The sequence below is a fragment of the Streptomyces camponoticapitis genome, from assembly GCF_014646115.1.
Classification (GTDB): Bacteria; Actinomycetota; Actinomycetes; order Streptomycetales; family Streptomycetaceae; genus Streptomyces; species Streptomyces camponoticapitis.
In genome coordinates, this window is sequence record NZ_BMMV01000005.1 from 85,230 (window position 1) to 107,038 (window position 21,809).

At 69.7% G+C, this 21,809-nt stretch carries 22 protein-coding genes, 1 tRNA gene, 1 pseudogene and 1 riboswitch; of the genes and pseudogenes, 18 read left to right on the forward strand and 6 right to left on the reverse strand.

What is annotated here, in order from left to right; translation table 11 throughout:
- Positions 1-357 precede the first annotated feature (357 nt).
- Complete coding sequence (locus tag IEY79_RS09450; RefSeq protein WP_189106920.1) at positions 358-2,769, forward strand: immune inhibitor A domain-containing protein; 2,412 nt, start codon at positions 358-360, stop codon at positions 2,767-2,769.
- A 123-nt stretch (positions 2,770-2,892) separates the two neighbouring features.
- Positions 2,893-3,198 (forward strand): annotated as a pseudogene (locus IEY79_RS09455) (hypothetical protein); the annotation flags it as partial.
- A 167-nt stretch (positions 3,199-3,365) separates the two neighbouring features.
- Here the strand turns inward: IEY79_RS09455 and IEY79_RS09460 are convergent.
- Positions 3,366-3,953 (reverse strand): isochorismatase family protein, encoded by a 588-nt coding sequence (locus IEY79_RS09460; protein ID WP_189106921.1) that lies wholly within the window; start codon positions 3,951-3,953, stop codon positions 3,366-3,368.
- Between the two features lie 137 nt (positions 3,954-4,090).
- On the reverse strand, positions 4,091-5,446 hold the full coding sequence (locus IEY79_RS09465; protein WP_189106922.1) for a nicotinate phosphoribosyltransferase: 1,356 nt from the start codon (positions 5,444-5,446) through the stop codon (positions 4,091-4,093).
- A 165-nt stretch (positions 5,447-5,611) separates the two neighbouring features.
- Between IEY79_RS09465 and clpS the strand changes: the two genes are divergently transcribed.
- From clpS to IEY79_RS09515, 11 genes are all read left to right on the forward strand, one after another.
- Positions 5,612-5,917, forward strand: coding sequence for an ATP-dependent Clp protease adapter ClpS (gene clpS, locus IEY79_RS09470; protein ID WP_189106923.1), 306 nt, complete (start codon positions 5,612-5,614; stop codon positions 5,915-5,917).
- Positions 5,917-6,504 carry a DUF2017 domain-containing protein gene (locus IEY79_RS09475; protein WP_189106924.1) on the forward strand — a complete coding sequence of 196 codons (588 nt, stop codon included), beginning with the start codon at positions 5,917-5,919 and terminating at the stop codon, positions 6,502-6,504. Before clpS ends, IEY79_RS09475 begins: the two co-directional genes overlap by 1 nt.
- Positions 6,505-6,788: 284 nt before the next feature.
- A complete protein-coding gene (locus IEY79_RS09480; protein ID WP_189106925.1) occupies positions 6,789-8,255 on the forward strand; it encodes an amino acid permease in 1,467 nt (488 codons plus the stop codon).
- Positions 8,256-8,395: 140 nt separating this feature from the next.
- On the forward strand, positions 8,396-8,809 hold the full coding sequence (locus IEY79_RS09485; RefSeq protein ID WP_189106926.1) for a M67 family metallopeptidase: 414 nt from the start codon (positions 8,396-8,398) through the stop codon (positions 8,807-8,809).
- Between the two features lie 8 nt (positions 8,810-8,817).
- Positions 8,818-8,943, forward strand: a riboswitch (cobalamin riboswitch).
- A gap of 44 nt (positions 8,944-8,987) precedes the next feature.
- Complete coding sequence (locus IEY79_RS09490) at positions 8,988-9,971, forward strand: ABC transporter substrate-binding protein (protein WP_189106927.1); 984 nt, start codon at positions 8,988-8,990, stop codon at positions 9,969-9,971.
- A 75-nt stretch (positions 9,972-10,046) separates the two neighbouring features.
- Positions 10,047-11,099, forward strand: a complete 1,053-nt coding sequence (locus IEY79_RS09495) for a FecCD family ABC transporter permease (protein WP_189106928.1) — start codon at positions 10,047-10,049, stop codon at positions 11,097-11,099.
- Positions 11,096-11,920 (forward strand): ABC transporter ATP-binding protein, encoded by an 825-nt coding sequence (locus tag IEY79_RS09500; RefSeq protein ID WP_189106929.1) that lies wholly within the window; start codon positions 11,096-11,098, stop codon positions 11,918-11,920. The genes IEY79_RS09495 and IEY79_RS09500 overlap by 4 nt, the downstream gene beginning before the upstream one ends.
- Before the next feature lie 69 nt (positions 11,921-11,989).
- Entirely contained in the window at positions 11,990-12,103 is a 114-nt protein-coding gene (locus IEY79_RS38360; RefSeq protein WP_329078691.1) for a putative leader peptide, read from the forward strand.
- A gap of 92 nt (positions 12,104-12,195) precedes the next feature.
- Positions 12,196-12,513, forward strand: a complete 318-nt coding sequence (locus IEY79_RS09505) for a MoaD/ThiS family protein (RefSeq protein ID WP_189106930.1) — start codon at positions 12,196-12,198, stop codon at positions 12,511-12,513.
- Positions 12,513-13,463: a PLP-dependent cysteine synthase family protein gene (locus IEY79_RS09510; RefSeq protein ID WP_189106931.1), complete on the forward strand. Its 951-nt coding sequence runs from the start codon at positions 12,513-12,515 to the stop codon at positions 13,461-13,463. The genes IEY79_RS09505 and IEY79_RS09510 overlap by 1 nt, the downstream gene beginning before the upstream one ends.
- 119 nt (positions 13,464-13,582) lie before the next feature.
- Positions 13,583-14,713: a hypothetical protein gene (locus tag IEY79_RS09515; protein ID WP_189106932.1), complete on the forward strand. Its 1,131-nt coding sequence runs from the start codon at positions 13,583-13,585 to the stop codon at positions 14,711-14,713.
- A gap of 33 nt (positions 14,714-14,746) precedes the next feature.
- Here IEY79_RS09515 and IEY79_RS09520 read toward each other — a convergent pair whose 3' ends face one another.
- Complete coding sequence (locus IEY79_RS09520; RefSeq protein ID WP_189106933.1) at positions 14,747-15,253, reverse strand: type II toxin-antitoxin system PemK/MazF family toxin; 507 nt, start codon at positions 15,251-15,253, stop codon at positions 14,747-14,749.
- A 211-nt stretch (positions 15,254-15,464) separates the two neighbouring features.
- Between IEY79_RS09520 and IEY79_RS09525 the strand changes: the two genes are divergently transcribed.
- Positions 15,465-16,217: an MBL fold metallo-hydrolase gene (locus IEY79_RS09525; protein ID WP_189106934.1), complete on the forward strand. Its 753-nt coding sequence runs from the start codon at positions 15,465-15,467 to the stop codon at positions 16,215-16,217.
- Between the two features lie 92 nt (positions 16,218-16,309).
- Here the strand turns inward: IEY79_RS09525 and IEY79_RS09530 are convergent, their stop codons facing one another.
- Positions 16,310-17,572 (reverse strand): PTS transporter subunit EIIC, encoded by a 1,263-nt coding sequence (locus tag IEY79_RS09530; RefSeq protein WP_189106935.1) that lies wholly within the window; start codon positions 17,570-17,572, stop codon positions 16,310-16,312.
- Between the two features lie 320 nt (positions 17,573-17,892).
- Positions 17,893-19,173: a PTS transporter subunit EIIC gene (locus IEY79_RS09535; protein WP_189106936.1), complete on the reverse strand. Its 1,281-nt coding sequence runs from the start codon at positions 19,171-19,173 to the stop codon at positions 17,893-17,895.
- A gap of 203 nt (positions 19,174-19,376) precedes the next feature.
- Between IEY79_RS09535 and IEY79_RS09540 the strand changes: the two genes are divergently transcribed.
- The 4 genes from IEY79_RS09540 (at position 19,377) to rdgB (ending at position 21,572) form a co-directional block, all read left to right on the forward strand.
- The gene (locus tag IEY79_RS09540) at positions 19,377-19,610 is read left to right on the forward strand and encodes a PTS sugar transporter subunit IIB (protein ID WP_189106937.1); all 234 of its coding nucleotides are present in this window, start codon (positions 19,377-19,379) and stop codon (positions 19,608-19,610) included.
- A gap of 104 nt (positions 19,611-19,714) precedes the next feature.
- Positions 19,715-20,452 carry a ribonuclease PH gene (gene rph / locus IEY79_RS09545; protein WP_189106938.1) on the forward strand — a complete coding sequence of 246 codons (738 nt, stop codon included), beginning with the start codon at positions 19,715-19,717 and terminating at the stop codon, positions 20,450-20,452.
- Between the two features lie 100 nt (positions 20,453-20,552).
- Positions 20,553-20,936 carry a hypothetical protein gene (locus tag IEY79_RS09550; RefSeq protein ID WP_189106939.1) on the forward strand — a complete coding sequence of 128 codons (384 nt, stop codon included), beginning with the start codon at positions 20,553-20,555 and terminating at the stop codon, positions 20,934-20,936.
- Positions 20,937-20,969: 33 nt separating this feature from the next.
- Positions 20,970-21,572, forward strand: coding sequence for an RdgB/HAM1 family non-canonical purine NTP pyrophosphatase (gene rdgB / locus IEY79_RS09555; protein ID WP_189106940.1), 603 nt, complete (start codon positions 20,970-20,972; stop codon positions 21,570-21,572).
- A 104-nt stretch (positions 21,573-21,676) separates the two neighbouring features.
- Here rdgB and IEY79_RS09560 read toward each other — a convergent pair.
- Positions 21,677-21,760, reverse strand: a tRNA-Leu gene (locus IEY79_RS09560).
- Between the last annotated feature and the right edge of the window lie 49 nt (positions 21,761-21,809).

A 21,809-nucleotide genomic window follows, 5' to 3' on the forward strand; every position in this document is an offset into this window, starting at 1 on the left:
TTGGGGGTGTCTCGCGTGGTCTGCGCGGAGTCGCACTGTCAAACGACCCTACGACGGTGGATGCCCGGCAGGAACCGACAGTAAGCGTGACCTAACCCACGACGCCGGAGCATGGGGGGCGCACGGAGTCACGCGCCCCCGCTATATGACACATCGATGCGCCCACTGGCGGGTCTTGGGGAGCGTCCGGATACCGGAACGGAACGTGTGCATAGTGCACTTGGCCTGTGCAAGTCAAGGACTGTCTTTTCTCCTTCAACTCCGGTCGAATGTCGTCACTTGTGACGCGCACCCCGCGCGCGGATCCCCACACTGCCGGTCCGCGGACTCCGGGTGCGGGGAGAGGACAACAATCAAGTGACCATCAATCGACGGGCGATCAGAGCGTCCGCGGTGTTCGTGGCCCTCGCCACGGCGGCCGCGACGGCGTCGGCGCTTGCCCCGGCCCAGGCCGAGGGCAACCCCACAGCAGCTCCGGCGAGCATCGAGCGCCGCGATCCGGCGCCGCGGAAGGGCGATGTCGGGCACGACCTCGACGGCCCCTTCAGCAAGCAGCGGGAACAGCAGCGCAAGGCCGCGCTCGAACAGGTGCTCTCGGGTGACGCCAAGATCATGAAGCGCGGCGGCTCCCAGGTCGTCAAGCTCGACGACAAGAAGTACGTCGAGCTGGGCCGGGAGAAGACCGACAAGATATTCACGATCCTGGTGGAGTTCGGCGACGAGGTCGACGACACCACCACGTACGACCCGGACGGTGCCGACGGCCCCGAGGCCCCCATCACGAAGTACGGCGGCGAGCCCGGCCCGCAGCACAACGAGATAGCCGAGCCGGACCGGAAGGTGGACAACTCCACCGCCTGGCAGGCCGACTACAACCAGCAGCACTTCCAGGACCTCTACTTCGGTGAGGGCAAGGACAGCAAGGGTCAGCAGAAAGAGTCGCTGAAGACCTACTACGAGAAGACCTCGTCAGGCCGCTACTCGGTCGACGGTGAGGTCTCCGACTGGGTCAAGGTCAAGTACAACGAGGCCCGTTACGGCTCCAACTACTGCGGCGACAGCAACTGCGCCAACGTCTGGGACGCGGTACGCGACGGCACCACCGCCTGGGCCGCCGACCAGAAGGCCCAGGGCCGCACGGACGCCCAGATCAAGGCGGACCTCGCGACCTACGACGAGTGGGACCGCTACGACTTCGACGCCGACGGCAACTTCAACGAGCCCGACGGCTACATCGACCACTTCCAGATCGTCCACGCGGGCGAGGACGAGTCGGCCGGCGGCGGCGCCGAGGGCGAGAACGCCCTGTGGGCGCACCGCTGGTACGCGTACGGCACGGACGCCGGCAAGACGGGCCCCGCGGAGAACAAGTCCGGCGGCACGCAGATCGGTGAGACCGGCATCTGGGTCGGCGACTACACCATGCAGCCGGAGAACGGCGGACTCGGCGTCTTCGCGCACGAGTACGGCCACGACCTCGGCCTGCCCGACCTGTACGACACCGCGGGCGGCGAGAACTCCACCGGCTACTGGACCCTGATGTCCGCCGGCTCCTGGCTCGGCCGGGGCAAGGGCGAGATCGGGGACCTGCCGGGCGACATGACCGCCTGGGACAAGCTCCAGCTGGGCTGGCTCGACTACGACGAGGCCAAGGCCGCGACCGCGTCGACCCACAAGCTGGGCGTGTCGGAGTACAACACGAAGAACCCGCAGGCGCTCGTCGTCGAGCTGCCGAAGAAGCCGGTCACCACGACTGTCGTGAAGCCCGCCGAGGGCTCCAGGCAGTGGTGGAGCGACATGGGTGACGACCTCAAGAACACCCTGAGCCGCCCCGTCGACCTCACCGGCAAGACCAAGGCGTCGCTGGAACTGGACGGCTGGTGGGACATCGAGGCCAACTACGACTACCTGTACGCCGAGGTGTCGGAGGACGGCACCAACTGGACCCCGGTCGACGGCACCGCCGACGGCAAGGCCATCACCCGTGACGCGGGCGACAAGCCGGCCCTGACCGGTCCCTCCGGCGCGTACAAGAAGCTCGTCTACCCGCTGGACGCCTACGCGGGCAAGAAGATCGACGTCCGCTTCCGCTACCAGACGGACGGCGGGGCCGGCGGCAAGGGCTTCGCGGCCGACGCGATCAGCGTCGTCGCCGACGGCACCCCGCTCTTCACCGACAACGCCGAGGCGGACGACGCGGGCTGGACCTCGAAGGGCTTCTCGCGCATCGAGGAGTCGTTCACCAAGGACTACGACCAGTTCTACATCGCGGAGAACCGGCAGTACGTCAGCTACGACAAGACCCTCAAGTCGGGCCCGTACAACTTCGGCTTCAAGGCGCCGAAGGACGGCTGGGTCGAGCACTACGCGTACCAGAACGGCCTCATGGTCTGGCTCTGGGACACCTCGCAGAAGGACAACAACACCAGCGTCCACCCCGGCAAGGGTCTGATCCTGCCGGTCGACGCGCACGCCAAGCCCCTGAAGTGGGCCGACGGCACGGTGATACGCAACAAGATCCAGACGTTCGACTCGTCCTTCAGCAAGTACCCGACCGACCTGTTCCGGCTCCACAACGCCGACAAGGCGCAGTGGATCCTCCCGCAGGCGGGCAAGCCGGTCTTCGACGACCGCAAGGGTACCTACTGGTACGAGGAGAACCCGACGGGTTCCGTCGACGTTCCTGACACCAACACCAAGATCTCCATCGTGAGCGAGCCGCTCAGTGGCTCCACGATCACGGTGAAGGTGGACCGCTCGACCAAGTAACGGACATCGTCCCAGGTCAAACCATGATCGGCCGTCGCCCTCTAGCGGGCGGCGGCCGATCGTGTTTAGGTGCGTCCTACCGACTCTTATTGACACGACGTCTTACGGGGGGATTGAGGACATATGGCAGGTGGAGGCTTCAGCAGACTCCCGAACGGCACCGTGGTGGTGGCGCTGACCGTGCCCAGCCCGGTGACCGAGGGTCGTACGGTCCGGATCCTGGTCCACGCGATGAACCGGGCCCGCGCCCTGACCAGGCTGCGGAATCTGGGGCTGCGCGCCGTCTATCTCCGCGGCAACGCGGAACCGCCCACGCCGGACGAGATCACGGCGGTGCTGCACCATCCGGACGGCCTGCTCTGGCGGGCCACACCGGAGTGCGCGCAGGAGCTCTGGCAGCCCATACGGGCCCTGCTGCGCCCCGCGCGGCGCTACGGGTCGGCCGAGCCGCGCGCGGGCCGCACAGGGGTGCCGACGGGCCCGCCGCCGGGCACCAGGCCGGGACCGCAGGCGGCGCCGCGGCCGGAGCTGCCGAGGAGCAGCGGGAGCGATCTGAGCGCCGCGTAACCGGCGACTCGCGAGCGGAGGCGGCGGCTCTAGACCACGACCGGCTTGCCGGTCAGGCGCACGCCCGCCGCCCGGAGCTCCTCCAGGGCCCGCTGCGTCGTCCCCTCGGCGACGCCCGCCGTCAGGTCCAGCAGCACGTGTGTGGTGAATCCCTCACGCGCCGCGTCCAGGGCGGTCGCCCGCACGCAGTGGTCGGTGGCGATCCCCACGACGTCGACCTCGCCGACCTCGCGCGCCTGCATCCACCGCGCGAGCGTCACGCCGTTCTCGTCGGCGCCCTCGAAGCCGCTGTAGGCCCCCGAGTAGGCGCCCTTGTCGAAGACGGCGTCGATCGACCCGGAGGCGACGGCGGGCGCGAAGTTGGGGTGGAAGCCCACCCCCTCGGTGCCGGCGACGCAGTGGACCGGCCAGGTGTGCTCGTAGTCGGGCCGGGTGGAGAAGTGGTTACCGGGATCGATGTGGAGGTCACGCGTCGCGACGACATGGCGGTAACCGGCGGTGGTCTGGCCGATGAGATCGGTGATGGCCGCGGCCACGTCGGCGCCGCCGGACACCGCGAGGCTGCCGCCCTCACAGAAGTCGTTCTGAACGTCCACGACTATCAACGCGCGGTGCATGGCGGGTGTCCTTCGGTGGGGAGCGGGCGGGGAATCACTGTCTTTCGGATCTTTTCCGAGGGCCGGTCTGTCGGAGCCTGGCGTTCCCGGTGGTTCTCCGTTCATGCCTTCCACACCTCATCCGTCCCCCGTGTACGTCACATGTAGACGGTAGGGATGACCGGCTCGCCGCGCGACAGCTGGATCGCCGACATCGGCAGTGCGGCGCGCGCCGCGACATGCCGGTCGCGGACCGTGTCCAGCGACTCGCGCGCGACCACCTCGCCGCCCTTGACCAGCTCCACCAGCAGCTGCCGGTCCAGCAGCTCGGCGGGCACCGGGCCGGTGCCGACGACCTCCGCGTCCGCGTACCCCTCCGCGTCGACCCGCCGCGCCGCCCACTTGCGGCCGCCGATCGACGTCTTGCCGCCCAGCGACTTCTTCGCCACCGCGTGCAGCGGCGCCTTCGGATCGGCGGAGTGGGCACGGGCGACGAGTTTGTACACCATCGAGCAGGTGGGGTGCCCGCTGCCGGTGACCAGCTGGGTGCCGACCCCGTACGCGTCCACCGGGGCCGCGGCCAGCGAGGCGATCGCGTACTCGTCCAGGTCGGAGGTGACCACGATCCGGGTGTTCACCGCGCCCAGCTCGTCCAGCTGCTGCCGCACCCGGTGCGCGACGAGCAGCAGATCGCCGGAGTCGATGCGTACGGCGCCCAGCTCGGGCCCCGCGACCTCCACGGCGGTACGGACCGCCTCGGCCACGTCGTAGGTGTCCACGAGCAGCGTCGTACCGCTGCCGAGCGCGTCGACCTGCGCCTGGAACGCGTCCCGCTCGTTGTCGTGCAGCAGCGTGAAGGCGTGCGCGCTGGTGCCCACCGTCGGGATGCCGTAACGGAACCCGGCTGCCAGGTCGGAGGTGGTGTCGAAGCCGCCCACGTACGCGGCGCGCGAGGCGGCGACGGCGGCCAGCTCGTGGGTGCGGCGCGCGCCCATCTCGATCAGCGGGCGCCCGCCGGCCGCGGACGACATCCGGGACGCGGCGGCGGCGATAGCCGAGTCGTGGTTGAGGATCGACAGGACCACGGTCTCCAGCAGCACGCACTCGGCGAAGGACCCCTCGACGCGCAGGATCGGCGAGCCGGGGAAGTACACCTCGCCCTCGCGGTAGCCCCAGATGTTGCCGCGGAAGCGGTAGTCGGCGAGCCAGTCGAGCGTCGCCCCGTCGACGATCTCCCGCTCGCGCAGGAAGCCGATGACGTCCGGGTCGAAGCGGAAGTTCTCGACGGCGTCGAGGAGCCGTCCGGTGCCGGCGACGACTCCGTAGCGCCGTCCCTCGGGCAGCCGCCGGGTGAAGACCTCGAAGACGGAGCGGCGCTCGGCCGTCCCCGCGCGCAGCGCGGCGCGGAGCATCGTCAACTCGTACTGGTCGGTGAAGAGCGCGGTCGACGGAACACCGACCCGCCTGCCGCCCTCGTCCTTCGCAAGGCCCTTCTCAAGGTCCGCAGAGTTCATGCCAACAATGCTACAGCGGATCTCGTCAGAGTGACGATTTCTATCGGGCGTCCGGGCCGCCGTTTGTGCGACAGACCCCTTCGGGTGGCAGCATGGGGTCAGTGAGGCTGTGCATCCCGGGGCGTACCCCGGGGCCCCCGGCGGAGAAGAAGGTCGTCCCGAACCGTGAGTGTTGCCCCGACAGAGATCGAACTTCCCGAGTCGGCCGAGGAGACGTTCACCGTCCCGGAACCTGACGTGCCGTGGATGACGATCGTCCACAACGACCCTGTCAACCTCATGAGTTATGTGACGTACGTCTTCCAGACGTACTTCGGCTACTCCAAGGACAAGGCGCACAAGCTGATGCTCGACGTCCACCACAAGGGCCGCGCGATCGTCTCCAGCGGCAGCCGCGAGGAGATGGAACGCGACGTGCAGGCGATGCACGGCTACGGCCTGTGGGCCACGCTCTCCCAGGACCACGCCTGATGGCCGGGCAGTTCGTGCCGATCCCCGGCGGTGGCGCCGCCGTCGCGCTCGACGAGGTCGAGATCTCCATCCTGCGCTCCCTCGCCGTCCAACTCCTGGAGCTGATCGGCCCCGGCGAGGAACCGGCCAAGGGTGAGGACCCCCTGGCCGCGCTCTTCGCGGAGGGGCCCAGCGAGCCGCCGTCCGACCCCGCGCTCGCCCGGCTCTTCCCGGACGCGTACGGCTTCGGCGACGACACCGACGACGAACTGCGCGAGTACGCGGCCGAGTTCAGGCGCTTCACCGAGAACGACCTGCGTACGCGCAAGCGCGAGGACGGCCTCGCCGTCGTCCGCACCCTGGACGCGCTCGCCGCCACGGGCGAGGGCGGGGCCGTGCTGAAGCTGGCGCCCGACGACTGCCGGCACTGGCTCGGCGCGCTCAACGACCTGCGCCTGACCATCGGCAACCGGCTGGAGATCTCCGACGAGGACGAGGGCGAGGGCCTGTACCGGCTCTCGGACGACGACCCGCGCAAGCCGATGGTGATGGCGTACCTGTGGCTCGGGGCGCTCCAGGAGACCCTGATCGAGACGATGACGCCCTGACGCGGGGAGGGCCCCCGGCGGCGTCTTCGCCACGCCGTCACCGGGTCTCCGCCGTGTCCCCACGCGCCCTCACACCGTCTCCGGACGGACGCCTTCCGTTTCCTCAAAGGACGCTCAACTCCGTATAACGATCCCGTCTCCGCGCCCGCATGCTTTGCGATTCGGGAAGTGATTTGTCCGCTTCTTCCTGTGGGCCGCGCCACAGCGACCTCCGTGGATCGTCGCCGGAGCCGTGGTAAATCTTCACGACCACCGGCACAGGCAGGGAGAAAGGGCGCATCACGATGACCTCCCCACAGGTCGACAACACCTCGCAGAGCCCCTCCGGCAAGACCTCGGAGGAGGGCTACGAACGCGGACTCGGCAGCCGCCAGGTCCAGATGATCGCGATCGGCGGCGCCATCGGCGTCGGCCTGTTCATGGGCGCCGGCGCGAACATCGCCAAGGCAGGGCCGAGCATCATCCTGATGTACGCCCTGGCCGGCGTGGTGATCTTCTTCATCATGCGGGCGCTCGGTGAACTGCTGCTCTACCGGCCGGTCTCCGGCTCGTTCGCTGAGTACGCCCGGGAGTTCCTCGGCCCGTTCTTCGGATACGTGACGGGCTGGACGTACTGGCTCATGTGGATCGTGACCGGCATGGCCGAGCTCACGGCGGCGGCGATCTACATCCACTTCTGGTTCCCCTCGATCCCGCAGTGGGTCAGCGCCCTGGTCTTCCTCGTGGTGCTGTTCGGCGTCAACCTGATCTCCGTCAAGATCTTCGGCGAGGTCGAGTTCTGGTTCTCGATGGTCAAGGTCACCGCGATCATCGGCATGATCGTCATCGGTCTCGGCGTCCTGACCCTCGGCTTCTCGGACGCGGGCGAGACCGCCGCCACCGGCAACCTCTGGCAGCACGGCGGCATCTTCCCCAACGGCATCGGCTCCAGCCTGATGACTCTCCAGGGCGTGATGTTCGCCTACCTCGCCGTCGAACTCGTCGGCGTCACGGCGGGCGAGTCCGAGAACCCCGAGAAGACGCTTCCCAAGGCGATCAACACGCTGCCCTGGCGCATCATCGTCTTCTACGTCGGCGCGCTCACCGTCATCCTCGCCGTCGTGAAGTGGACCGAATTCAGCGAGGGCGAGAGCCCGTTCGTACACGCCTTCGCCAAGATCGGCATCCCGCTCGGCGCCGGAATCGTCAACTTCGTGGTGCTGACGGCGGCCCTGTCGTCCTGCAACTCCGGCATGTACTCCACCGGCCGGATGCTGCGCGACCTCGCCGCCAACAAGGAGGCCCCACAGGTCCTCGGCAAGCTCAACGCCCGCCGGACACCGGCGGCCGGCATCGCGGCGTCCGTCGCGCTGATGGGCATCGGCGTCGTCCTCAACTACGTCGTCCCCGAGAAGGCGTTCCTGTACGTCACCTCGGTCGCCACCGCCGCCGGTATCTGGACCTGGATGATGATCCTCATCAGCCATATCAAGTACCGCTCCGCGGTGGTCGCCGGCCGGCTGCCGGCGTCCTCGTTCCCGGCCCCGGGCGGCGCGGCGCTGAGCTGGGTGGCGCTGGCCTTCCTGGCCTTCGTGACCTGTCTGATCGCGTACGACTCCGACGCCCGCATCTCGCTGTACGTCGGCGCCGTCTGGGCGGTCTTCCTGGTCGGCGGCTGGGCACTGCTGGGGCGCCGCGCCCCGGAGCCCGCCGTCCGCGGGGACGAGCCGGAGGGCCCCCACGAGCCGGAGTACGCGAAGGTCTCGGACTGACGGCGGGGCCGTCGCAGACCCCGTACGACACCCCGTACACCAGCCCGTCCGGCGGTGCGTCTCACCGGCGCACCGCCGGCCGTCTCACCAGGTGGCCTCCGTATCTCAACCGCGGAGGCCACCCGTTTATCCTTCGATCCATGCTCACCATCACCCAGGCGCTGTACGACCAGATCGTCGCCCACGCGCGGGCCGACCACCCCGACGAGGCGTGCGGCGTGATCGCGGGCCCGGAGGGCAGCGACCGGCCCGAGCGCTTCGTCCCGATGCTCAACGCGGCCCGCTCGCCCACGTTCTACGAATTCGACTCGACCGAGCACAAACAGCTCGACAACGAGCTGCGCGAGCGCGACGAGGACGTGGTGGTCATCTACCACTCGCACACCGCGACGGAGGCCTACCCCTCCCGCCGCGACATCGACCTGGCCATGGAGCCGTTCGCCCACTACGTCCTGGTCTCCACGGCCGACACGGACGAGATGGGTCCGTTCCAGTTCCGCTCGTACCGCATCGTCGACGGCGAGGTCACCGAGGAAGACGTCGAAGTCGTCTGACACACTGACGCCGAACCAGGGCGGCAGGACCCAGGAAGCCGGTGTGAATCCGGCACGGTCCCGCCACTGTGACCAGGCCTTCCGCGCGAGCGGGGGCCCGGAAGCCAGGAACTGACCTGTCGCCCTTCTCCCACCACCATGCCAGGGGACGCGGAAATCCCCCGGAGGAGGCCCAGTCATGTCCTTGCGGCGTCACGCCCTCATACCGGCGGCCCTGCTTCCGCTGCTGCTCCCGCTCGCCGCCTGCGGCTCCACCCCGGAGCCGGCCGAGCGCACCGGAGCGCCGGCCGCCGGATTCCCGTACACCGTCACCAACTGCGGTGTGAGGACCACCTTCGAGGCACCCCCGAAGCGCGTGGTCACGATGAATCAGCACGTCACCGAGATCATGATCGAGCTCGGTCTCGCCAAGTCGCTCGTCGGGACCGCCTGGCTGGACGACGCCGTCCTGCCCGCCTACAAGAAGGCGTACGACAGCGTCCCGGTCGTCGCCAAGGAGTACCCCTCCAAGGAGAAGCTGCTCGCCCTCGACCCCGACTTCGTCTACGGCGGTTACGCGAGCGCCTTCGCCGCCAAGGACGGTCGCACCCGCGACGACCTGGGGGACTCGGGTATCGACACCCGGCTCAATCTGGAGAACTGCCCCGAGGGCGGGACCTCCATGGACGACCTCTTCGTCGAGATCAAGGAGGTCGGCCGCACCTTCGGTGTGGCCGGCCGCGCCGCGAAGTGGACCGCCGACGCACGCGCCACGCTCGCCGCCACCGCCGCCGGGCTCAAGGACGTGAAGCCGGTACCGGTCTTCGTCTACGACAGCGGCGACAAGACCGCGTTCACCGCGGGCGGCGCGGGGATCGGCAACGAACTGATCGAACGGGCGGGCGGCCGCAACGTCTTCGCCGACCTCGACAAGTCCTTCGGAGACGCCACCTGGGAGCAGGTCGTCGCCCGCAAGCCCGAGGCGATCGTCATCTACGACTACGGCTCCACCACCGTCGCCCAGAAGAAGAAGCGGCTGCTGGAGGACCCCGTCCTGAGGGACGTCCCGGCGATCAGGAACAAGCGCTTCGCCGTGCTGCCGCTCTCGGACGCCGTCCTCGGCGTCCGCGCCCCGGCCGCCGTCGGGCGCCTCGCGGACCAACTCCACCCGGAGGCGGGCTAGCTCGTGTCCGCGAAGTCCCGCCCGGCCGGCGGGCGGACGGAGCCGCTTCGCGGACGCGCCCACGAGACTCCGCCCATGAGCCGCGAGACCCCGCCGGTCCGGCACCGGACGCGCCAGGCCCTCGTACTCGCCGGGCTGACCGTCGCCCTCGTCTGCGCGGTCGTCGCCGGGCTCGCGCTCGGCTCCGTCCGTATCCCGCCCGGCGAGGTCCTGACGATCCTCACCGGCGGCGCCGAGCCCAGCCCCTTCCGCACGATCGTCCTGGACGTACGGCTGCCGCGCGTGCTGCTGGGGGCGGTCGTCGGCGCCGGGCTGGCCGTCGTCGGGACGGTCCTCCAGGCCCTCGTACGCAACCGGCTGGCCGACCCGTTCCTGCTCGGGATCTCCTCGGGAGCGTCCACCGGCGCCGTACTCGTCCTGGTCCTCGGTGTCGGCGGCGGCATCGGCGGCGGGATCACCACGACCGTCGCCATGCCGGCCGCCGCCTTCGCCGGTTCGCTCGTCGCGATGACCCTCGTCTACGCGCTGGCCCGGCGCGGCGGCACGATGACCGGCGGGCGTCTGGTGCTGGCCGGGGTGACCGTCTCGTACATCCTGTCCGCCCTCACCACCCTGATCCTGGTGGTCTCCGCCCGGCCCGAGCACTTCCAGGAGGCGCTGTTCTGGTCGCTCGGCGGTCTCGGCAGCGCCCGCTGGGGCACTCTCGTCGTCCCGGCCGTCGTCCTCGTCGCCGGGACCGCCCTGCTCATGGCGCTCGCCCGGCCGCTGGACCTGCTGCTGGTGGGGGAGGAGGGCGCGACCGCACTGGGGCTGGACACCGCGCGCTTCCGCGCCGCCGTGTTCGTCCTGGCCTCGCTGGTCACCGGCGTGATGGTCGCCGCGAGCGGCGCCATCGGCTTCGTCGGGCTGCTCGTGCCGCACGCCGCGCGGATGGCGGTCGGGGCGGCGCACCGACCGCTGCTGCCCGTCGCCGCGCTCGGCGGGTCGGTCGTACTCGTCGTCGCCGACCTCGCCGCCCGTACGGTCGCCGCGCCGCAGGACATCCCCGTGGGCGTCCTCACCGCGCTCACCGGCGGGCCGTTCTTCCTCTGGCTGATGCGCCGCCGCCCCGAAGGAGCCCCGGTATGAGCCCCCGTACGGCGACACTGCGCCTGGAGGGCCTGTCGTACGGGGTCGGCGACGGCCGGCACCTCGTCGACGCCGTCGACCTGACTGCCGCCCCCGGCGAGACCGTCGGGCTCGTCGGCCCCAACGGCAGCGGCAAGACCACCCTGCTGCGCTGCGTGTACGGCGCGCTGCGCCCCACGCACGGCCGGGCCCTGCTGGACGGCGACGACCTGCACACCATGACGGCCAAGGCGCGCGCGCGGCGCGTGGCCACCGTCCCGCAGGACGGACAGACCGAGTTCGAACTGACCGTCCGCGAGGTCGTCGCCATGGGCCGCTCCCCGCACCGGCGCTTCTGGGAGCCGGACACGGTGGCCGACACCGCCCTGACGGACGCCGCGCTGAGGCGCGTCGGCATCGCCCCGCTGGCCGACCGCGCCTTCCCGTCCCTCTCCGGCGGCGAACGCCAGCGCGCGCTGGTCGCCCGCGCCCTGGTCCAACAGCCCGCGCTCTTCGTCCTGGACGAGCCGACCAACCATCTGGACATCCGTCACCAGCTCGAAGTCCTCAGCCTCATCAAGGAGTTGGGGACGACCAATCTGCTGGCCCTGCACGATCTGAACCTCGCCGCGTACTACTGCGACCGGCTGTACGTCCTCAAGGCGGGCGCGGTCGTCGCCTCGGGAAGCCCCGCCGAGGTGCTGACCTCCGGGCTGCTCGCCGACGTCTACGAGGTGGCGGCCGAGGTCACGTCCCACCCCCGGACGGGCGCCCCCACGGTCATCTATCTGCCCGCGCCGGCGGCGGCCCCGCGTGCCGGTTCCCCGGCCCAGTCCATCTGACGAACGTCGAACGTCCATCATTCGGGATCACATACCGGGATGCGGACCGGGAATCGATACGATGACCCCATGGTTTCCCACGACGTGAGCGAGAAGACACCAGGCGATCTGCTGGTGGCGCGCCTGCACGTCGATCTGTGCCGACTCGCCAGCGCCATGTGTACGGCCGGCGCTGCCGCCTGAGCCGCGGCAGAACGCCCATTCCGAGCACCACCCCCCGCGCGGGGGCAGAGCCGCGCGCCCGTCACGCCTCTTTTCCGACAGGAGCCCACGCCATGGCCATCGAGGTCCGTATTCCGACCATCCTCCGCACCTACACCGACGGAGCCAAGGCCGTCGAGGGCACCGGTGACACCATCGCTGCGCTGCTCACCGACCTCGAAACCCGCCACACGGGCATCCGCGAACGCATCGTGGACGGCGACAACGGCGACCAGTTGCGCCGATTCGTGAACGTCTACCTCAACGACGAGGACGTCCGCTTCCTGGACGGCATCTCCACCAAGCTCTCGGACGGCGACAGCGTCACCATCCTCCCCGCCGTCGCGGGCGGCGCGCGCGAGATGCCGATGCCCGACATGCCCGCGCTCTGATGCGGTACGACTCCCCGCTCGCGGTCGTCGGCGACACCCCTCTCGTACGGCTGCCACGCCTGTCCCCGTCGGAGGACGTCCGGATCTGGGCCAAGCTGGAGGACCGCAACCCGACAGGCTCCATCAAGGACCGCCCGGCGCTGCGCATGGTCGAGGAGGCGGAGAAGGACGGCCGGCTCACACCGGGCTGCACGATCCTGGAGCCCACCAGCGGCAACACCGGTATCTCGCTCGCGATGGCCGCGAAGCTCAAGGGCTACAAGATCATCTGCGTGATGCCGGAGAACACCTCGCAGGAGCGCCGCGAACTGCTCGCCATGTGGGGCGCCGAGATCATCCCGTCCCCGGCCGCGGGCGGCTCCAACACCGCCGTACGCGTCGCGAAGGAACTGGCCGCCGAGAACCCGACCTGGGTGATGCTCTACCAGTACGGCAACCCGGACAACGCGGGCGCCCACTACGCCACCACCGGCCCGGAGATCCTCGCCGACCTGCCCTCCGTCACCCACTTCGTGGCCGGCCTCGGCACCACCGGCACCCTCATGGGCGTCGGCCGCTATCTGCGCGAGCAGAAGCCCGACGTCAAGATCGTCGCCGCCGAACCGCGCTACGACGACCTGGTCTACGGACTGCGCAACCTCGACGAGGGCTTCGTCCCCGAGCTGTACGACGAGTCCGTCCTCACCAGCCGTTTCTCCGTCGGCTCCGCCGACGCCGTCACCCGCACCCGCCAACTCCTCCAGCAGGAGGGCATCTTCGCGGGAGTCTCCACCGGCGCCGCCCTGCACGCGGCCGTCGGCCTCGGCAAGAAGGCCGTCACCGCGGGCGAGAGCGCCGACATCGTCTTCGTCGTCGCCGACGGAGGCTGGAAGTACCTCTCCACGGGCGTCTACACGGCGGTCACGGACGAAGAGGCGATCGAGACGCTCCAGGGCCAGCTCTGGGCCTGAGCCCCTCCGCCGTCGGGCAACAGTGGTGCAACAGTCCTCGTACGGGGGCTGTCGCACCACCGTTGGCGACGGTGACGATCGGTGTCGATCCACGCGCACCGACACAACGGGGGACAGAGATGGACGACCGCTGGAGCGGTACCGGCGGCCCGGGAGGTCCGGGAAACGCGTTCGGCCCCGCCGACGCCCCTGGCCCCGGCTACGGACAGGGCCCTCCCGGCTTCGGTCCTCCGGGCTACGGCCCACCCGGTTTCGGCCCGCCCGAGCCGTTCGCGCCGCCTGGACCGGACGGCCGCGCGGCCCGCCGGTACCTGGGCGCGTACGTCGCCTCCGGCATCCTGCTGATCGTCTTCGCGTGTGTTCTCGGCGCCTGGATCGCGGACACGGCGGTCAGCAGGCACGCCGACGCGGACGGGCTCCTCGAGAGCCTCGTCATGAACGACCCGGCCCGGCCGCTGCTCGTGTTCACCGCCCACGAATGGGCCTTCGCCGTCGCCCTGATCGTCGTCGGCATCGCCGCCCTCGCCCGCCGCCGCCTCGCACGCGGCGCCGCGCTGCTCCTCGCGTTCCTGCTCCTCGGCGTCGGCGTCCGCCAGATCAGCGGCCTGGCGAGGACCGAGTACCGCGACGTCATCTCCGCCACCGAGCACGGCACGCTGATCGTGCTCACCTACGTGTTCGCCTTCCTCGCCGCGGCGGCCGTGATCACACTGATGCTGGTCGCCCGCGAGCGCGACCTGCCGCGCGAGCCCGTGACCGCCGGCCGTCGCGCGGCGGGCGTCCTGCTGATCCTCATCGGCGCTCTGCAGGGATTCTGGTACGCGCGCAATCTGCGGGAGTACAACGACGCCGTCGCGCCGGGCGGCGGCCGGGGCGCGTTCTCCGAGTGGTGGCACAAGGTGCTCAACATCAACGCCCGTGGCGGATACGGCACTTCGGCCGGTTTCACCTTCTACCACAGCGCGCTCATCGCGGCGTTCCTGGTCGTCGGTGTCCTGCTGCTGCGCGACACCCCGGCGGCCCGCGGGGCGGCGCTCGCGCTGCTCGGCATCTCCGCCTACCTCCAGCTGCGCGACCTCGCGGGTATCCAGTACGACCGGCTCTCCGAGTACTACCGGGACACCACCGTCGGCTGGAGCCTGACCAGCTCCTTCGCGGCAGCCGTGGCGATCCTCGTCGCCATCGCGCTGACGCGCCGTCCCCCACGCCCGCACGTCCCACCGCCGTACCCGACGGCGCCGCTGCCCTAGACCCTGTCCGGCGGATCTGCGGGGCCCCGGAGGTCAGCCGGCCAGATGACGGACCTGCCGCCACAGCCCCGGATCCGCGGCGCCCACCCGACGGCGGAACGCACGTGAGTCCACTCTCCGCAACTCGTCCGTCTCCAAGTAGCTCCGCCGTCCCTCCGCGTCGCCCACCACCTCGGGCGGCAGCGGAATCACGCCGGGGCGCTCCTCATGGGACTTACTGGTGATCTTCGCGACCAGCACCGTACGGCCCCGTACCGAGAGCACCAGACAGGGCCGGTCCTTCTCTCCGGTCCCGTCCTCGTACGGCACCATCGCCCACCAGATCTCGCCCGGCTTCGGCCCCCGGCCGCCGGCCCCGCCCCCGGCCTTCGTCCCCGGCCTCGTCCCGGCGCGCCCGCCCGCGGGCCGGCGGTCCGTACGGCCCGGCGGTCGCGAACGCCCGCGCGGAGGTCTCGGGCTCCTGCCCCGTCCGTCCACGACCGTGGCGACCATCGCCAGCACCACCACGACGATCAGAGCCACCCACCAGGACGTGTCCATGCCCCAGACCGTACCGCCGCCGCCCCGCCAGGGCGCCGTGCGGTCCGCGGCCCGTCACCTGGCGGCGGGGTCCGCCCGAACCGGTGACAGCGCAGGTGAGTTCCCCCACAACAGGCCGGTGTGGAGGAGCGACCAGCGCTTTGGCGCCTTACGCTCGACAGACCGAACGACCCCCGTCGCCCCCCTTCCACGCCACGGAGGTTCACGCTCCATGAAGCTCACCGTCGTCGGCTGCTCGGGCTCCTTCCCCTCCGTGGGATCGGCCTGCTCCAGCTACCTCGTAGAGGCCGACGGCTTCCGGCTGCTCCTCGACATGGGCAACGGTGCCCTCGGCGAGTTGCAGCGTCACAGCGGTCTCTACGACCTCGACGCCATCTTCCTCAGCCATCTGCACGCCGACCACTGCATCGACATGTGCGGCTACTTCGTCGTCCGCTACTACCGCCACGACGGCGGACGCTGCGACACCATCCCCGTCTACGGCCCCGACGGCACCGAACAGCGCCTGACCACCGCGCACGCCGACACCCCGACGGACAAGTCCATGAGCGAGGTCTTCGACTTCCACACGCTCAAGCCGGGCTCCTTCGAGATCGGGCCCTTCTCGGTCCGTACGGAGAAGGTCGCCCACCCCGTCGACACCTTCGGCATCCGCGTCGAGCACGACGGCAGGTCGCTCACCTACTCCGGCGACACGGGCGTCAGCGAGGCCCTGGTGGAGCTGGCCCACGACACGGATCTGTTCCTCTGCGAAGCCGCGTTCACCTACGGCAAGGAGGACATCCCCGGCCTCCACCTCAACGGGCGCGAGGCCGGCGAGCACGCCGCCCGCGCGGGCGCGCGCAGACTCGTCCTCACGCACATCCCCCCGTGGACCGACGCCGAGCGGAACTTGAACGACGCGCGGGCGGTGTACGACGGACCGGCCGAACTCGCCACGCCTGGCGCGGTGTACGAGATCTGAACGCCGAAGTGCCGCCCTCCGACACGTGAACGCGACGGTGCCCCCGGCCGGGAAGGGCCGGGGGCACCGTCGCGTTCGTGTGTCGGAGGAGGCTACTTGGCCTCGGCCTTCTGGAGTTCGGCCAGTTCCTCGTCGCTCTCCCGGCCCGGTGTCGGCAGGTTGAACTTGACGATGGCGAAGCGGAAGACCGCGTAGTAGACGGCCGCGAAACAGAGGCCGACCAGTGCCAGGCCCCACGGGTTGGTCGCGATCCCCAGGTTGAGGAAGAAGTCGACGGCGCCGGCCGAGAAGCCGAAGCCGTCCTTCATGCCCAGCCCCCACGTCAGCGCCATGGAGACACCGGTCAGCACGGCGTGGATCGCGTACAGCACCGGCGCGATGAACATGAAGGTGAACTCGATCGGCTCGGTCACACCGGTGACGAACGCGGTGAGGGCGAGCGAGAACATCATGCCGCCGACGACCTTGCGGCGCTCGGGGCGGGCGCAGTGGTAGATGGCGAGACAGGCGGCGGGCAGCGCGAACATCATGATGGGGAAGAAGCCGGTCATGAACTGTCCGGCCGAGGGGTCACCGGCGAGGAAGCGCGCGATGTCGCCGCTCTTGCCCTCGTACGAACCGGCCTGGAACCACGGGAACGAGTTCAGCAGGTGGTGCATGCCGATCGGGATCAGCGCGCGGTTCGCGACACCGAAGATGCCGGCGCCCGCCGCGCCCGAGCCGACCAGCCACTCACCGAAGTTGTGCAGACCGGCGCCGAGGACGGGCCAGATGAGACCGAAGACGACGCCGATGAGCAGACCCGCGAAGGCGGAGAGGATCGGGACGAGACGACGGCCGCCGAAGAAGCCGGCCCAGTCGGGCAGCTTCGTCCGGTAGAACTTCTGGTAGAGCAGGGCGACCACGATGCCCATCACGACACCGCCGAGGACGCCCGCGTTCACGGGGGCGTCCGACATGACTATCTTGCCGTCGACCACGCTCGCGACCTGCGGCAGGTTTCCGTCCGTGAAAGTGGCCAGGACCTTCTGGAAGACCAAGTAGCCGGTGACCGCGGCGAGCGCGGTCGAGCCGTCCGACTTCTTCGCGAAGCCGATGGCTATGCCCACGGCGAAGAGCAGCGGCATGTTGTCGAGGATCGCGCCGCCGCCCGCGGCCATATAACCGGCGATCTTGGTGATGAAGGTGGGGAACGACTCGCGCCCGAGCATGTCGGGGTTGCCGAGGCGCACCAGAAGAGCACCGGCGGGCAGCACGGCGACCGGCAGCATGAGGCTGCGGCCGATGCGCTGCATGACCGACATCACGCCGGAGCCCTTTTTGTTCGCCGCGGGGGCGGCGCTGGCCGTGGACATCAACTTCCTCCAGAAGACAAGGCACCGCCGTGAGCAGGGAGAACGGGGAGTGGCGGCGACCCGGGAAACACGGCGCGCGGCCATGTGGTCTACACCTATGAGTGGTGTAGACCAGTTGTAGCATGGTGAGGGTTGAATAAGGAACCTTCGTAATCTTTCGATCCGGACTCGGCGCTTCCTGCTGTGAGCGCGTCGCGGAGGGTGTCCGGCGGGCGCGCGAGAAGACCCCCGGACCAGGGGGTCCGGGGGTCCTCGCGGTGCTGGTCCGACCGGCCCGAAGTGCCGCGCGGCTTACGGGAGCGGGCGGTGGCCGGCCGCCCTCACCTCTCCGTGTTCTCCTTCTCCACTTCCTTCTCCAGCTCCTCCGGCTCCCGCCCCGGAGTCGGGATGTCGAACCTCGTGATCGTGAACCGGAAGATCACGTAGTAGACGACCGCGAAACAGAGCCCGATGGGGATGATCAGCCAAGGCTTCGTGTCCAGATGCCAGTTGACGACATAGTCGATCAGTCCGGCCGAGAAGCTGAAGCCCGCGTGCACCCCCAGCGCCCAGGTGATCGCCAACGACGCACCCGTCAGCAGCGCGTGCAGCCCGTACAGCAGCGGCGCGGCGAACATGAACGAGAACTCCAGCGGCTCCGTCACGCCGGTCAGGAACGACGTCAGCGCGACCGAGACCATCAGCCCCGTCACCTGTTTCCGCCGCTCCGGCCGCGCGCAGTGCGCGATCGCGAGCGCGGCGGCCGGCAGACCGAACATCATGATCGGGAAGAAGCCCGACATGAACTGTCCCGCCGACGGGTCCTGGGCGAAGAACCGTGTCAGGTCGCCCTGCACGACCGTCCCGTCCTTGGTCGTGAACTCGCCTGCCTGGAACCAGAAGAAGGTGTTCAGGAACTGGTGCATGCCGATCGGGATCAACAGCCGGTTCGCGACACCGAAGATGCCCGCGCCCCACGCGCCCAGATCGATCAGCGACTTCGCGAACGACGTCAGTCCGTCACCCACCGGCTGCCACAGCAGCCCGAACGCCACTCCGAGGATCACCCCGAGGAACGCCATCTGGATCGGCACCAGGCGGCGGCCGTTGAAGAAGCCGAGCCAGTCCACCAGCCTCGTACGGTGAAAACGCTGCCAGACCACCGCGGTGAGCAGACCGATCAGAATGCCGCCGAGCACACCCGGGTTCTGCGGGTTGCCCTCCGGCAGTTCGTCGGTGACCGTGCCGTCGGCGGGGAACGCCACCAGTACGTTGTGGTAGACGATGAAGCCCACGACGGCGGCGAGCGCGGTCGATCCGTCGGCCTTCTTGGCGAAGCCGATCGCGACGCCGATGCAGAAGAGCAGCGGCAGACCGAAGCTCCCGTCCAGGATGGCGTTGCCGCCCTGGAGGAAGACCTTGGTCGTCTTGTCCCAGAAGGCGCCGTGCAGATACGCGTCGAAGAGATTGCCCAGGCTGACCAGCAGGCCCGCCGCGGGCAGGACGGCCACCGGGAGTTGGAGGCTGCGCCCGACTTTCTGGAGCCCCTGGAAGAGGCTGTTCCACCACCGTCGCCGGGGCGCCGGGGGGAGGGCCGACGCGTCCGCACCCGTCGAACTCATCAGCGTCCTCCCGTGGCACAGTGGTGTAGACCAGCTGCGATACGCTCCCGAGGCCGGGCCCCGGAGGGCGTACCACTGGTGACCGTTATCTTTCGGTATGGGTCGGTCACCCGCCCGCGAAGATGGGCCAACTGTGCGTTACCGTGAAAAATCGGATCCACGGTGTACCGGGACACCACCCCTTGGACAGCAGGGAGCAGGACATGGCCAGCAAGGCTGAGAAGATCGTCGCCGGGCTCGGCGGAATCGAGAACATCGAAGAGGTCGAGGGCTGCATCACCCGCCTCCGTACCGAGGTCGTGGACCCGGGCAAGGTCGACGAGGTCGCTCTGAAGGCCGCCGGCGCGCACGGGGTCGTCAAGATGGGCACCGCGATCCAGGTCGTCATCGGCACGGACGCCGACCCGATCGCCGCCGACATCGAGGACATGATGTGAACTGAGCGATCCGAAGACCCGGCCGTCGAGGGGCCCGATCCGGACAACCTCCGTACGTAGAGCAGCGAACCGGAACTCGGGTCGGTCCCGTTAGGCTCACACCCATGTCTCGAATCGACGGCCGCACCCCCGAACAGCTCCGACCCGTCACCATCGAACGCGGATGGAGCAAGCACGCCGAAGGATCCGTACTCGTCTCCTTCGGCGACACCAAGGTCTTCTGCACCGCCTCCGTCACCGAAGGCGTCCCGCGCTGGCGCAAGGGCAGCGGCGAAGGCTGGGTCACCGCCGAATACTCGATGCTGCCCCGCTCCACCAACACCCGCGGCGACCGCGAAGCCGTACGCGGCAAGATCGGCGGACGCACCCACGAGATCTCCCGCCTCATCGGCCGCTCGCTGCGTGCCGTCATCGACTTCAAGGCCCTCGGCGAGAACACGATCGTCCTCGACTGCGACGTCCTCCAGGCCGACGGCGGCACCCGCACCGCCGCCATCACCGGCGCGTACGTCGCCCTCGCCGACGCCGTCGAGTGGGCCAGGGCCAAGAAGATCGTCAAGGCCGGCCGACTGCCCATTACCGGGACCGTCTCCGCGATCAGCGTGGGCATCGTCGACGGCGCGCCCCTGCTCGACCTCTGTTACGAGGAGGACGTGCGCGCCGACACCGACATGAACGTCGTGTGCACCGGCGACGGCCGCTTCGTCGAAGTACAGGGCACCGCCGAGGCCGAGCCCTTCGACCGCAAGGAACTCGGCGCCCTCCTCGACCTCGCCACCAGCGGCTGCGCCGAACTCGCCACCCTCCAGACCGCGGTGCTCGAAGAGGCCCTCGACAGGTAAAGAAGCAACCAAGTGCGCCGGTGCGGCGTCGTTACAGTCGCGACCCAGGGCGTACGGACCTGCCTGTACGCCCTTCCGCACCAAGGGAGGGAACCGACCCATGGCCTCGCGCCGACGCACCGCGGTGACCATAGCCGCCGTCCTGCTCACGCTCACGGGAACGGCCGGCTGTGGCGCACTCGACAAGGCACTCGACTGTGTCCAGACCGCCGACGCCATAGCCACCAGCGTGGACAAGCTCCAGCAGGCGATCTCCACCGCGGCGGACGACCCGACGCAGGCCGAAGAGGCCCTGAACGACATCGACACCGAGCTCGACAAGCTCCAGGACAAGACCGACAACGCGGACCTCAGCCAGGCCGTCGAGGACCTCACCACCGGTGTCGGCACCGTCCGCGAGTCCATCCAGAACGGTGACGCCACCCCCGACCTCACCCCGGTGACGGACGCGGCCACCGAGATCGGCAAGGTCTGCACCCCGTAACGGACCACCCGGCCACGGGCGGATAATCGGCGCATGACGCGCCTGATTCTCGCCACCCGCAACGCCGGGAAGATCACCGAACTCCGGGCCATCCTCGCCGACGCCGGTCTCCCGCACGACCTCGTCGGCGCGGATGCCTACCCCGACATCCCGGACGTCAAGGAGACCGGCGTCACCTTCGCCGAGAACGCCCTGCTCAAGGCGCACGCCCTGGCACGCGCGACCGGCCACCCGGCCGTCGCCGACGACTCCGGCCTCTGCGTCGACGTCCTCGGCGGCGCCCCCGGCATCTTCTCGGCCCGCTGGGCCGGCACCCACGGCGACGACCGCGCCAACCTCGACCTGCTGCTCGCCCAGCTCTCCGACATCGCACCCCCGCACCGCGCGGCCCACTTCGCCTGCGCGGCGGCCCTCGCGCTCCCGGACGGGACGGAACGGGTGGCCGAGGGACGGCTCCACGGCACCCTGCGCCACACCCCGTCGGGCACGGGAGGCTTCGGCTACGACCCGATCCTCCAGCCGGACAACGACACCCGCACCTGCGCGGAACTGACCCCGGCGGAGAAGAACGCGATCAGCCACCGGGGCAAGGCATTCCGCGCGCTGGTACCGGCGGTGCGGGAGCTGCTGGGCTGACATCCGCCTGTCGGGGGACGGCCGCGTACGAGGAACGGCCCGCGCACGAAGGACGGCCCGCGCGTCGAGTGCCCAGGGGCTTCGACGCGCGGGCCGTTCCTCGGTGCGGCGGAAGGGATTCGAACCCTCAAGCCTTTTCACGGGCCACAGATCCTAAGTCTGCTGCGTCGCCACTGCGCCACCGCCGCGAGACGCCCGTATCCTACCGGCCCGGCGCCGATGGTCGCTCGGCACTTC